At 70.6% G+C, this 12,157-nt stretch carries 12 protein-coding genes; 5 read left to right on the forward strand and 7 right to left on the reverse strand.

Annotated features, from left to right (window positions below; genetic code table 11):
• Positions 1-9 precede the first annotated feature (9 nt).
• The 5 genes from folP to ABZV77_RS35295 all read left to right on the forward strand — a co-directional run bounded on the left by folP (position 10) and on the right by ABZV77_RS35295 (position 3,071).
• Positions 10-882: a dihydropteroate synthase gene (gene folP / locus ABZV77_RS35275; protein WP_356266184.1), complete on the forward strand. Its 873-nt coding sequence runs from the start codon at positions 10-12 to the stop codon at positions 880-882.
• Entirely contained in the window at positions 879-1,415 is a 537-nt protein-coding gene (locus ABZV77_RS35280) for a nuclear transport factor 2 family protein (protein ID WP_356266186.1), read from the forward strand. The genes folP and ABZV77_RS35280 overlap by 4 nt, the downstream gene beginning before the upstream one ends.
• Before the next feature lie 155 nt (positions 1,416-1,570).
• Positions 1,571-1,930 carry a dihydroneopterin aldolase gene (gene folB, locus ABZV77_RS35285; protein WP_356266189.1) on the forward strand — a complete coding sequence of 120 codons (360 nt, stop codon included), beginning with the start codon at positions 1,571-1,573 and terminating at the stop codon, positions 1,928-1,930.
• Complete coding sequence (gene folK / locus ABZV77_RS35290; protein ID WP_356266192.1) at positions 1,927-2,538, forward strand: 2-amino-4-hydroxy-6-hydroxymethyldihydropteridine diphosphokinase; 612 nt, start codon at positions 1,927-1,929, stop codon at positions 2,536-2,538. Before folB ends, folK begins: the two co-directional genes overlap by 4 nt.
• A 47-nt stretch (positions 2,539-2,585) precedes the next feature.
• On the forward strand, positions 2,586-3,071 hold the full coding sequence (locus ABZV77_RS35295; RefSeq protein WP_356266195.1) for a DUF3180 domain-containing protein: 486 nt from the start codon (positions 2,586-2,588) through the stop codon (positions 3,069-3,071).
• Positions 3,072-3,205: 134 nt separating this feature from the next.
• Here ABZV77_RS35295 and ABZV77_RS35300 read toward each other — a convergent pair whose 3' ends face one another.
• The 7 genes from ABZV77_RS35300 to dacB form a co-directional block, all read right to left on the reverse strand.
• Positions 3,206-4,210: an aldo/keto reductase gene (locus ABZV77_RS35300; RefSeq protein ID WP_356266198.1), complete on the reverse strand. Its 1,005-nt coding sequence runs from the start codon at positions 4,208-4,210 to the stop codon at positions 3,206-3,208.
• A gap of 96 nt (positions 4,211-4,306) precedes the next feature.
• Positions 4,307-4,912, reverse strand: a complete 606-nt coding sequence (folE, locus tag ABZV77_RS35305; RefSeq protein ID WP_356266201.1) for a GTP cyclohydrolase I FolE — start codon at positions 4,910-4,912, stop codon at positions 4,307-4,309.
• A 111-nt stretch (positions 4,913-5,023) separates the two neighbouring features.
• Positions 5,024-7,048 (reverse strand): ATP-dependent zinc metalloprotease FtsH, encoded by a 2,025-nt coding sequence (gene ftsH / locus ABZV77_RS35310; RefSeq protein WP_356266203.1) that lies wholly within the window; start codon positions 7,046-7,048, stop codon positions 5,024-5,026.
• A 185-nt stretch (positions 7,049-7,233) separates the two neighbouring features.
• Positions 7,234-7,794, reverse strand: coding sequence for a hypoxanthine phosphoribosyltransferase (hpt, locus tag ABZV77_RS35315; RefSeq protein ID WP_055549829.1), 561 nt, complete (start codon positions 7,792-7,794; stop codon positions 7,234-7,236).
• A gap of 54 nt (positions 7,795-7,848) precedes the next feature.
• Positions 7,849-8,886: a tRNA lysidine(34) synthetase TilS gene (tilS, locus tag ABZV77_RS35320; RefSeq protein WP_356266205.1), complete on the reverse strand. Its 1,038-nt coding sequence runs from the start codon at positions 8,884-8,886 to the stop codon at positions 7,849-7,851.
• Between the two features lie 234 nt (positions 8,887-9,120).
• The gene (locus tag ABZV77_RS35325) at positions 9,121-10,245 is read right to left on the reverse strand and encodes a zinc-dependent metalloprotease (RefSeq protein WP_356266207.1); all 1,125 of its coding nucleotides are present in this window, start codon (positions 10,243-10,245) and stop codon (positions 9,121-9,123) included.
• A 377-nt stretch (positions 10,246-10,622) separates the two neighbouring features.
• Positions 10,623-12,113 (reverse strand): D-alanyl-D-alanine carboxypeptidase/D-alanyl-D-alanine-endopeptidase, encoded by a 1,491-nt coding sequence (gene dacB, locus ABZV77_RS35330; RefSeq protein ID WP_356266356.1) that lies wholly within the window; start codon positions 12,111-12,113, stop codon positions 10,623-10,625.
• Positions 12,114-12,157 lie beyond the last annotated feature (44 nt).

Raw genomic sequence — 12,157 nt, forward strand, 5'->3', positions numbered from 1 at the left:
GCTGGAGGTATGAGTACGTTGCGCGGGCGGGGATCGGTCCAGGGGCTGCCGGAGTGGGACCGCTGTGCGGTCATGGGCGTGGTGAACGTGACGCCGGACTCCTTCTCCGACGGCGGCCGCTGGTTCGACACGACGACCGCCGTCAAGCACGGCATCGACCTGGTCGCGCAGGGTGCCGACCTGGTCGACGTCGGCGGCGAGTCCACCCGTCCCGGCGCCCCCCGCGTGGACGAGGCCGAGGAGCTCAGGCGCGTCGTGCCCGTCGTGCGGGGTCTGGCCGCGGAGGGCGTCACGGTCTCCGTGGACACGATGCGCGCCACCGTCGCCGAGCAGGCGCTCGCCGCGGGCGCCGTCCTCGTCAACGACGTCAGCGGCGGCCTCGCCGACCCGCGCATGGTCCCGGCGGTCGCCGCCGCGCAGGCCCCCTTCGTGGTCATGCACTGGCGCGGCTTCCTCACCGACATCCACGCCGAACCGGTGTACGAAGACGTGGTCTCCGAAGTCGTCGCCGAGCTGCACGCGCGCGTAGCGGCCGCCATCGAGGGCGGTATCGCCCCCGAGCGCATCGTCGTCGACCCCGGCCTCGGCTTCTCCAAGGACGCCGAGCACGACCTGTCGCTCCTCGCCCGCCTGGACCGGCTGCGCGAGCTCGGCCATCCGATCCTCGTCGCCGCCTCCCGCAAGCGCTTCCTCGGGCGGGTCCTCGCGGGCCCGGAGGGCGCCCCGCCGCCCGCCCGCGAGCGGGACGCCGCCACCGCCGCCGTCTCCGCCATCGCCGCCCACCAGGGCGCCTGGGCGGTCCGCGTGCACGAGGTGCGGGCCACCGCCGACGCGGTCCGTGTCGCCCGTGCCGTGACCGGCGCGGCAGGCGGCCCTCAGTGACCGCGGCCAGGACCGACATCGAGCAGGTACAGCTCGCCAACACCGCGTTCTACGAAGCACTGGAACGCGGCGACTTCGACGAGGTGTCCGACCTATGGATGGACTCCGAGAACGCTGTGGACGCCGTGGAGGGCTCGGGCGCCGGGGACGGCGCCGAGGGCACGGAGGACGGCGACGCGGCCGGTGACGCCGTCTCCTGCGTCCACCCAGGCTGGCCGGTCCTCACGGGCCGCGGCGAGGTCCTCAGGTCGTACGCGCTGATCATGGCGAACACCGAGTACATCCAGTTCTTCCTCACCGACCTGAAGGTCGGCGTGGCCGGTGACACCGCCCTGGTGACGTGCACGGAGAACATCCTGAGCGGCGGACCGCCCCCGGAGGGCGGCGGTGAGCTCGGCCCGCTCGTGGGGCAGCTCGTGGTCGCCACCAATGTGTTTCGCCGCACACCGGACGGCTGGAAGCTCTGGTCGCATCACGCGTCACCCGTCCTCGCGGAAACCGATGACGAAGAGGGCGAGGAGACACCCACCTGAGTGGGTAGACGCGCTTCGACCAGTGTGTGCCGTGGGGCCCGACGGGCCCCGCGGGCGAGTGCTGTCAGTGCTCGCAGGTAGATTCGATCGAGGCTGGTGTGCCGACCGCACTCGGTGCAGGCCTGCCGATACCGACGATTGCAGGAGTGATTCGCGTGGATCGTGTCGCGCTGCGCGGCCTCAAGGCCCGCGGGCACCACGGTGTCTATCCGCGGGAGCGCGAAGAGGGCCAGACCTTCATCGTGGACCTGGTGCTTGGTCTGGACACGCGAGCGGCCGCGGCCGACGACGACCTGTCGAAGACCGTGCACTACGGCATCGTGGCCGAGGAGGTCGTCGCCGTCGTGGAGGGCGAGCCCGTCGACCTCATCGAGACGCTCGCGGAGCGCATCGCCCAGGCGTGTCTGAAGCACGACGGAGTTCTGGAGGTCGAGGTCTGCGTGCACAAGCCGGACGCCCCGATCACCGTCCCGTTCGACGACGTGACCGTCACCATCACCCGGAGCCGAGTATGAGTGCGCCCTTCAAGGCGGGTCAGAGCGACCCCACCGTCCAGCCGGTGCCCACCTCCGTGGTCGAGCAGGTGGACGCCGCGGACACGACCCTGTCCAACCCCAAACGCGCCGTGATCTCCCTCGGCAGCAATCTCGGCAACCGCCTGGAGACGCTGCAGGGCGCCATCGACGCCTTGGAGGACACCCCTGGCCTGCGGGTCAAGGCGGTCTCTCCGGTGTACGAGACCGAGCCGTGGGGCGTCGACCCCGGCAGCCAGCCGTCGTACTTCAACGCGGTCGTCGTGGTGAAGACGACCCTGCCGCCCGCCTCGCTCCTGGAGCGCGCGCAGGCGGTCGAGGAGGCCTTCCACCGCGTGCGGGACGAGCGCTGGGGCCCGCGCACGATCGACGTGGACATCGTGGCGTACGCGGACGTGGTCTCCGACGACCCGACGCTCACGCTGCCCCACCCGCGCGCCCACGAGCGCGCCTTCGTCCTCGCCCCCTGGCACGACGTGGAGCCGGAGGCCCAGCTCACCGGCCGGGGCCCGGTGGCGGAGCTGCTGGCCGCGGTCACCCGTGACGGCGTGGCTCCCCGCGCCGACCTGGAACTCCGGCTGCCGGAGTAGTCGTTGGAAGAGGCGGTCGAGGTAAGCAAGCCGATGAAGGGTCACCCGTGAAGGAACTGCGCATCAGGACGCTGGTCGGCCTCTTCCTCGCGGCCGGGGTGCTGTCCTGGTCGGGCGCCCGTCTCTGGGACTCCGTCGGCACGCTGCCTCGCGTGCCGCTGGCCGCGCCCATCGTGCTCGCGGTCATCGCCGTCACCCTGCTGGCGACGGCGCTCTCCCTGCGCTCGCGCCTGCGGGCCCAGCGCGAGCGGCGCCCCGGCGCGAAGGGCGTCGAGCCGATGATGGCGGCCCGTGCCGTCGTCTTCGGCCAGGCCAGCGCCCTGGTCGCGGCGCTCGTCGCGGGGATGTACGGCGGGACGGGAGCGTTCATGCTGGAGTTCCTCGACATCCCGCCCCGCCGTGACCAGGCGGTCTATGCCGGGCTCTCGGTCCTGATGGGCATCGCGGTGATAGCGGCCGCCTTCTTCATGGAGCGGGTCTGCAAGCTCCCCGAGGACGACGACGAGAACGGCGAGACGACCGCGGCGGCGTAAGCGGCACGGGAACGCGGCGGCGTAAGGCGGCATGAGACCGCCGTGGCTGGCTTCCCCGCCCCCACACCCCGCGGGGTCAGGGAAGCCTTCCGAAAGGCCCCTGGTGGGCCCTGCGGCCCTTACAGCAGCGTGCCTTACAGCAGCGTGCCGCCCTCGACCTCCGTCTCCCCCAGGATCCGCTCCAGCCGCCCGAGGACGTCCGCGTCCAGCTTCACGTGCGCCGCCGCGAGGTTCTCCTCGATGTGCTTCGGCGTACGGCTGCCGGGGATCGGCACCACGTTCGGGTCCTGGTGCAGCAGCCAGGCGAGCGCAAGCTGCGCCGGGGTGATGCCCAGCTCCTCCGCGATGCCCCGCACGGGCGCGAAGCGGTCGTTGTTGGCCTTCAGGTTCGCCGCGTCGAAGCGCGGCGCGTTCTGCCGGAAGTCGCCGTCCTTGACCTGGCCGACCGTGCCGGTCAGGAACCCGGCGCCCAGCGGCGACCACGGCACGAGCCCGACGCCCAGCTCACGCGCCGCCGCCAGCATCTCCGGCTCGGCGGGCCGCCACATCGACCACTCGATCTGCACCGCCGCCACCGGGTGCACGGCGTGCGCGGCCCGCAGCTGGTCCGCCGTCACGTTCGAGAGACCCAGGTGCCGCACGAGCCCCGCACTGATCAGCTCGGCGACCGCCCCGACGGTCTCCTCCAGGGGGATCTGCGGGTCGGGGAAGTGCGGGTAGTACAGGTCGATGTAGTCCGTCCCCAGGGCCCGCAGGCTCGCCTCGGCATAGCCGCGTACGTGCTTGGGGTCGCCGTTGACCGCCAGTTCCCCGAAGGCGTATCCGATGGGGAAGGGGTGCGGCTCCACGCCCTCCGGCAGCCGGAAGCCGAACTTGGTGGCTATCGCGACCTGCTCGCGGCGCCCCTTCAGGGCCCTGCCGATGAGCTGTTCGTTGTGGCCGTCGGCCCCGTACCCGTCGGAGGTGTCGATGATCGTTGCGCCCGCGTCGACCGCCGCGAGAACGGCCCGCTCACCGCGCTCGTCGTCGACCTCGCCGTAGACCCCCGGGGAGAGCACCATCGCGCCGTAGCCGAGGGCGGAGACCTCCAGGCCGCCGAGCTTGCGGACGGGCAGGGGCTGCGTATGTGTATTCGTCACCCACGCAGTCTTTCGGCCACCACTCGCACCGTCCACCACTTTGGGCCACAACACCCGCCCGCAGAAAGCGAGTTGAGCGGAACGAGATAATCCGTCTCAGCGAGCCATGATCAGGCTCATCGCCTCATTGCGCGTCGCGGGATCGCGCAGCTGGCCGCGCACCGCGGAAGTGATCGTCTTGGCGCCGGGCTTGCGGATGCCGCGCATCGACATGCACATGTGCTCGCACTCCACGACGACGATGACGCCGCGCGGTTCCAGGATCTCCATGAGCGAGTCCGCGATCTGGGTCGTCATGCGCTCCTGCACCTGCGGGCGGCGCGCATAGACGTCGACGAGCCGGGCCAGCTTCGAAAGGCCGGTGATCTTGCCGCTGGCGGCCGGGATGTACCCCACGTGCGCCACGCCGCGGAAGGGGACCAAATGGTGCTCACAGCATGAAGTGACCTCGATGTCCTTCACGAGGACCATCTCGTCGTGCCCCAGGTCGAACGTCGTCGTCAGGACGTCCTCGGGCTTCTGCCACAGACCGGCGAATATCTCCCGGTACGCACGCGCCACCCGCGCCGGAGTCTCCAGGAGGCCCTCGCGGTCGGGGTCCTCCCCCACGGCGATCAACAGTTCGCGCACGGCGTTCTCGGCCCGCTTCTCGTCGAACTCGCCGATCAAGCCGTCGCCGTCCAGCGTCACCGGGTCGGTCATGTTGTGCCTCGTTCCTGTGCGTCTCACGCGGGCGTACGAAATAAGCCGCGCCCCCCAGGCTAGAACCAGGGGGGCGCGGCTTCCATTCCGGGCCTGTTGAGGCGCGCGGGGTCAGCTCTCGGGGCGGTCCTCCGGGACCACCTCGATGGGCTGGTCCGTGCTGCCCGACGTGACCGCGGGGGTCGCGCCGTTCGCACCGTTCGTCAGCGACAGCTCCTTGGGGGAGAGCACCGGCGGGCGGGTCGAGGGCGTGCGCCGCGAGGAACCGGTCCACGCCGGGCGGGCCGGGCGCTTCACGATCGTCGCGAAGACCTCGGCGATCTGCTCCTTGCCGAGGGTCTCCTTCTCGAGGAGCTGGAGAACCAGGTTGTCGAGAACGTCGCGGTTCTCGACGAGGATCTCCCACGCTTCGTTGTGCGCGGTCTCGATGAGCTTCTTGACCTCTTCGTCGACCAGCGCCGCGACCTCTTCGGAGTAATCGCGCTGGTGGCCCATCTCGCGGCCCAGGAAGGGCTCGGAGTTGTCACCACCGAACTTGATCGCGCCGAGCCGCTCGGTCATGCCGTACTGCGTGACCATCGCGCGGGCCGTGCCCGTGGCCTTCTCGATGTCGTTCGCCGCGCCCGTCGTCGGGTCGTGGAAGACGAGCTCCTCGGCCGCGCGCCCGCCCAGCATGTACGCCAGCTGGTCGAGCATTTCGTTGCGCGTGGTCGAGTACTTGTCCTCTTCGGGCAGGACCATGGTGTAACCCAGGGCCCGGCCGCGGGACAGAATCGTGATCTTGTGGACCGGGTCCGAGTTCGGCGAGGCCGCCGCGACCAGGGCGTGTCCGCCCTCGTGATACGCGGTGATCTTCTTTTCCTTGTCGGACATGATCCGGGTCCGCTTCTGCGGGCCCGCCACGACGCGGTCGATCGCCTCGTCGAGCATGCTGTTGTCGATCAGCTTCAGGTCGCTGCGGGCGGTGAGCAGGGCGGCCTCGTTGAGGACGTTGCTCAGGTCCGCGCCGGTGAAGCCCGGCGTGCGACGGGCGACCGCGGAGAGGTCGACGTCCGGAGCGACCGGCTTGCCCTTCTGGTGAACCTTGAGGATCTCCAGACGGCCCTGCATGTCCGGGCGGTCGACGGCGATCTGCCGGTCGAAACGGCCGGGGCGCAGCAGCGCCGGGTCGAGGATGTCGGGCCGGTTCGTGGCGGCGATCAGGATGACGCCGCCCTTCACGTCGAAGCCGTCCATCTCGACGAGCAGCTGGTTCAGCGTCTGCTCGCGCTCGTCGTGGCCACCGCCGAGACCGGCGCCGCGGTGACGGCCGACCGCGTCGATCTCGTCGACGAAGACGATCGCCGGAGCGTTCGCCTTGGCCTGCTCGAAGAGGTCGCGCACTCGGGAGGCACCGACACCGACGAACATCTCGACGAAGTCGGAACCGGAGATCGAGTAGAACGGAACTCCGGCCTCACCGGCGACGGCACGCGCGAGGAGCGTCTTGCCCGTACCGGGCGGGCCGTAGAGCAGGACGCCCTTGGGGATCTTGGCGCCGACGGCCTGGAACTTCGCCGGCTCCTGGAGGAACTCCTTGATCTCGTGGAGCTCCTCGACCGCCTCGTCGGACCCCGCCACATCGGCGAACGTCGTCTTCGGGGTGTCCTTGGTGATGAGCTTCGCCTTGGACTTCCCGAACTGCATGACCCGGGAGCCGCCGCCCTGCATCTGATTCATCAGGAACAGGAAGACGACGACGATGAGAACGAAGGGGAGCAGGGAGAGCAGGATGCCGACGAAGGGGTTCTGCTTCGACGGCGAGACGGTATAACCGTCCGGGATGTCCTTGGTCTGGTACTTGGACTGCAGGGACTTGGCGAGGTCGACGCCCTGGTCGCCGATGTAGCTCGCCTGGATCTTGCTGCTGTCCTTGACCTTCTGGCCATCCTTGAGCTCGACCTTGATGATCTGCTCGTCACCGGTGGTGATCTTGGCGGATTCGACCTTGTTGTCATTGATCGCCTGGACGACCTGGCCGGTGTCCACCGTCTTGTAGCCACCGGACGAGCCGACGACCTGCATCAACACGACCACGGCAAGGACGGCCAGCACGATCCACATGACTGGCCCACGGAAGTATCGCTTCACGTCCATCCATACGGAGCGATGACGCCCCGTCCCTCCTGCCATAGTGAGTTTGATAAAGACTGTTCTTCGGACGGTACCCCAGCATTGTGACCCGAAGCTGCCCGGGACTGCTGGCAATCCGGCCTTCGCATGCTCCAACGGCGGGAAACGGGTGAGGGTTCCCCAAGCGTCGTAAGCGGTGCTACGAGACGTCAGCCGCCGTAGACGTGCGGGGCGAGCGTTCCGACGAACGGGAGGTTGCGGTACTTCTCGGCGAAGTCGAGGCCGTACCCCACGACGAACTCGTTCGGGATGTCGAAGCCGATCCACTTCACGTCGATCGCGACCTTGGCCGCCTCCGGCTTGCGCAGCAGCGTGCACACCTCGAGGGAGGCGGGCTCGCGCGAGCCGAGGTTGGACAGCAGCCAGGACAGCGTCAGACCGGAGTCGATGATGTCCTCGACGATCAGGACGTGCTTGCCCTTGATGTCGGTGTCCAGGTCCTTGAGGATCCGCACGACGCCGGAGGACTGGGTCCCCGCGCCGTACGACGACACGGCCATCCAGTCCATCGTGACGGGGGTGGACAGCGCACGCGCCAGGTCCGCCATGACCATCACGGCGCCCTTGAGGACACCGACGATGAGCAGGTCCTTGCCCGCGTACTCCGCGTCGACCTTCGCTGCCAGCTCGGCCAGCTTCGCGTCGATCTCTTCCTTGGTGATGAGCACCGACTGTAGGTCGGTGCCCATGTCTTTCGCGTCCACCCGCATCACTTTCGGTCGTCCCACCGGCCGACTCGGCCCGTCAGTCACACGGGCCCCTCGTCAGCCTTGCCGGATCACCAGTCTGCCACCCTGGCGCTGAGCCACGACTTTGCCCGGGAGGTTGATGGCTCCTTGGCCGCGCCAGCCGGTGATCAGGCGGTCGACCTCTTCGATGTGCCGGGCGAACAGCGAACCGGCGGGAGCCCCCGCGTCGATGGCCGCCCTGCGCACGATGCGGCGGCGCACCGCGGGCGGCAGCGCGTAGAGCTTCGCGCACTCCAGGAGGCCGGTGGCGTCGCGCACGGCCGTCTCGGCCTGGGCGGCCCAGGTGTCGAGGGCGTCGGCATCGTCCCGGGACAGTTGGGCCGTGCGGGCGAGCGCCTCGACGACGCCCTTGCCGAGCGCCTTCTCCAGCGCGGGCAGGCCCTCGTGGCGCAGCCGGGAGCGGGTGTAGGCCGGGTCGGCGTTGTGCGGGTCGTCCCAGACGGGCAGCGACTGGACCATGCAGGCCTTGCGTGCGGTCTGCCGGTCGAGGTGCAGGAAGGGGCGGCGGTAACGGCCGGCGACCCCCGAGGTCGCCGCCATTCCGGACAGCGAGCGGATCCCGGAGCCGCGGGCCAGGCCCAGCAGGACGGTCTCGGCTTGGTCGTCCCGGGTGTGGCCGAGCAGGACGGCGGCTGCTGAATGCCGTTCGGCGGCGGCATCCAGGGCTGCGTATCGGGCGTCGCGGGCGGCGGCCTCGGGGCCTCCGTCCCGGCCCACGGCGACGGCCACGGCCTCGACCGGGGCCAGGCCGAGCGCGGTGAGACGCACGAGGACCTCGGCGGCGCGCAGGTCGGAGCCGGGCTGCAGGCCGTGGTCGACGGTGATGCCGCCCGCGCGCATGCCGAGCTTGGGGGCTTCGAAGGCGAGCGCGGAGGCCAGCGCCATGGAGTCGGCACCGCCCGAGCACGCGACGAGCACGAGCGGCGAAGGGGCCTGCTCGTGCGGGGGGTGTGGGGGGTCGTTCTCGGAGCTGCGCTGTACGTCGGTCAGTACGTCGTGGAGTACGCGGCGGACCGCCAGGCGTATCGCCGCGACCGCAGGATGGGGACCCATGTCCGGTTCCCTTCGTGAAAGTTCGGGGGGTGAGCTCGGACCAGTCACTCAGGACCCACTCGGGATGTCCGGACCCTCAGGGGGCCTTGCTTCCCTCGCGTTCGGTCACTCAGAGTGTGTCGATGGTGACAGAGCCGAGCCGTTCCCCGAGCATTGCACGCCTACCCATTGCCTACGGTCCCTCGGACGGGTGATTGCGGGGGCGTTCTCCTGCCGTCGGCCGCATCCGGTCCCTCAGTCTCCCTTACGGTGCACCCGCGCGACCCAGTCCGCCGGTTTGGCGATCTCCGCCTTCGTGGGCAGGGTGTTCGGCGAGGTCCACACGCGGTTGAAGCCGTCCATGCCGACCTCGTCCACGACCGCGCGCACGAAGCGCTCGCCGTCGCGATATTGGCGCAATTTCGCGTCGAGCCCGAGGAGCTTGCGCAGGGCCTGGTCGAGGCGGCTCGCGCCGCGTGCCCGCCGCTGCTGGAACTTCTCGCGGATCTCGCCCACGGACGGCACCACGTCCGGGCCCACGCCGTCCATCACGAAGTCCGCGTGGCCCTCCAGCAGGGACATCACGGCCGTCAGACGGGCGAGGATCTCGCGCTGGGCGGGGGTCTGCACGATCTCGACGAGGGAGCGGCTCTCCTCGGCCTCCGCGCCCTCCGCGTCGGTGCGGCCGCCCGAGAGCGACTGGGCGGCCTCCCTGACGCGCTCCAGGACCGTCATCGGATCGACCTCGGTCTCGCCGAGGAACGACTGGATCTCGGCCTCCAGGTGATCGCGCAGCCAGGGCACGGCGGTGAACTGGGTGCGGTGCGTCTCCTCGTGGAGGCAGACCCAGAGGCGGAAGTCGTGGGGGTCCACGTCCAGCTCGCGCTCGACGTGCACGATGTTCGGTGCGACCAGGAGGAGCCTGCCGCCGCCGTTCGCCCCTGCGGGGAGGTCGCGGGTGGGCGGGGCGAACGTCTCGTACTGCCCGAGGACGCGGGAGGCGAGGAACGACAGGAGCATGCCGAGCTCCACGCCCGTCACCTTGCCGCCGACCGCGCCGAGGACGGCGCCGCCGGGGCCGGTGCGGCGGTCCTGCATCTTGTCGAGGAGGGGCTTGAGGATCTCCCGGAAGCCCGCGACGTTCGCCCGGACCCAGCCTGCGCGGTCCACCACGAGGATCGGGGTGTCGTGGGTGTCCTCCGTGCCCATCCTCGTGAAGGAACGGACGTGTTCCTCCGAGGACTTGGCGTGCCTGCGGAGCTCCGCGACGACTGCTCGCGCCTCGTCCCGGCTCACCTCTGGGCCCGGCCTCACGAGCCGGGTCGCGGTCGCCACCGCGAGATTCCAGTCGACCATCTCCGCACCACCGATGCTCGTCATGCGTCAACGGTACGTGCTGGCTCCCTCCCGTGGAGGGGCTTGCACCCCTGACATTGCCCCGGAGCTCGCCCCTAGGGACCCCGTGGGGTGGGTGGGACTCCTCCCGTTCGGGTGCGGGTGGGTGGGTGGCTTCCCGTTCGGCCGCGGGTCGGTGGGGGCTTGGTGCGCAGTTCCCCGCGCCCCTGGCGGCGAGTCCCCGGGGTCGGACGTGTCGGGCTCGGCGACTCCGGGGGCGGCGGGCCGGTTCGTTCGGCTGGCGGTCGGTGGGGGCTTGGTGCGCAGTTCCTCGCGCCCCTGGCGGCGAGTCCTGGGCGTCGACCCTGTTGTGCCCGGCGGGAGGGCGGTGCTTACCCGGCGTCGGCCGTGTCGTGGGTCGCTTAGCGGCAGCCGCAGTTCGCCACTGTTGAGGCCATGTGGTCCAGGGCCTTCTGGGCCGACTGGGGGTCCGTTGTTCCTGTCGTCATGAAGGCGAAGAGCAGGAGGCGGCCGTCCGCGTCCACCACCGTTCCCGCGAGGCTGTTCACGCCCGTCAGCGTGCCCGTCTTGGCGCGGACCAGGCCCGTGCCCGGCGAGTCCTTGGGGTAGCGGTCGACGAGCGTGCCGGTGAAGCCCGCCACGGGCAGGCCCGTCACGACGGAGCGCAGTTCGGGGCGGCCCGGGTCCGCCGCGTGGTCCAGGAGCGCGGCGAGCAGCTCCGCGGAGACGCGGTCGGCCCGGTCCAGTCCGCTGCCGTCGGCGAACTTCGCCCCGGAGAGCGGCAGCTTCTGCTTGTCCAGCGCGTCGCGTACCGCCTTGCCCGCGCCGTCGAAGCTCACCGGCTCCTTCGCGGCGACGGCCGCCTGCCGGGCGAGCGCCTCGGCGATGTCGTTGTCGCTGTGCGTCAGCATCCGCTCGACCAGGGCCGACAGGGGCGGCGACTCGACCTTCGCGAGGGACTCGGCCCGTCCCGATGCCTTGGACGGGGTGGGCGCGGACTTCGAGCTGGGGTTGGTCTTGATGCCCTCGTCCGACAAGAAGGCGGCGAATTTCTTCGTCGCCTCGGCCGCCGGGTCCGCCGCGCGCGGGGCGGGTCCGCTGGAGGAGTCGTCCAGGCGGCCCTCGTCGGCCATCAGGGCGCTGACCGGCGTGATGTTCTCGTTGGGGCCGATCGGGTGCTGCGCGGGTCCGGAGTACAGCGACGTGTCGTACGAGAGCTTGACCTCGTCGATGTCGCGGCTCTTCAGGGCGTGCGCCGTGTCCTCGGCGAGCGTGCGCAGGCTCGCCGCGGTGTCGGTGTAGCGGCCGTCCTTGCGGGCGGTGAGGGTGGGGTCGCCGCCGCCGACGAGGACGACATCGGAGGAGTCGGGTTCGATCAGCGTCTTCGTGGCGATGCGGTGGTCGGGCCCCACCGAGGACAGCGCAGCGACGGCCGTGGCGATCTTGATCGTCGACGCGGGCGTCAGGCCCTCGCCGCCGCCCTTGCCGTAGAGCTGCTTCCCGGAGACCGCGTCGAGCACGACGGCCGAGCGCTCCGGGCCGAGCGCCGGATCCTTGAGAAGCGGATCGAGCACCTCCGCGAGGGCACTGTCCGTCGGCGCGGGCGCCACACCCGCGGGCGCGCCGAGACCGGCGAGCACGGAAGGGGCGCTGGGGGCGGCATCGGGCGCGCTCCCCGGCGTACGACCAGCGTGATCTGCGCCACCCCAGGCCTCCTGGGAAGCGGCCCGGTCCCGCTCCGCCGTACGCTGACCGGAGGAGTCCCAAGGGCCGGCCGCGGCCACCGCCCCGGCCGCGATGACCAGGCCGAAGGCGGCGGAACCTGCTGTGAGCTGCCAGGTCGTGAGCTTCCCGGAGAACCCGGAAAGTTTGCTGGCGGAAGGCTTTGGCAGCTGTCTCAAAAGCTGTCGAGGCCGCTGCCAAGGCTTGAGCTCCG

The sequence above is a fragment of the Streptomyces sp. NPDC004732 genome, from assembly GCF_040609235.1.
GTDB lineage: Bacteria > Actinomycetota > Actinomycetes > Streptomycetales > Streptomycetaceae > Streptomyces.

What these genes read in the sequence shown, in the direction of transcription:
- folP (WP_356266184.1), top strand. Translation starts at nt 10, where the DNA reads ATGAGTACGTTGCGCGGGCGGGGATCGGTCCAGGGGCTGCCGGAGTGG.
- folK (WP_356266192.1), top strand. Translation starts at nt 1,927, where the DNA reads ATGAGTGCGCCCTTCAAGGCGGGTCAGAGCGACCCCACCGTCCAGCCG.
- folE (WP_356266201.1), bottom strand. Translation starts at nt 4,912, where the DNA reads ATGACCGACCCGGTGACGCTGGACGGCGACGGCTTGATCGGCGAGTTC.
- ftsH (WP_356266203.1), bottom strand. Translation starts at nt 7,048, where the DNA reads ATGGACGTGAAGCGATACTTCCGTGGGCCAGTCATGTGGATCGTGCTG.
- hpt (WP_055549829.1), bottom strand. Translation starts at nt 7,794, where the DNA reads ATGCGGGTGGACGCGAAAGACATGGGCACCGACCTACAGTCGGTGCTC.
- tilS (WP_356266205.1), bottom strand. Translation starts at nt 8,886, where the DNA reads ATGGGTCCCCATCCTGCGGTCGCGGCGATACGCCTGGCGGTCCGCCGC.
- ABZV77_RS35325 (WP_356266207.1), bottom strand. Translation starts at nt 10,245, where the DNA reads ATGACGAGCATCGGTGGTGCGGAGATGGTCGACTGGAATCTCGCGGTG.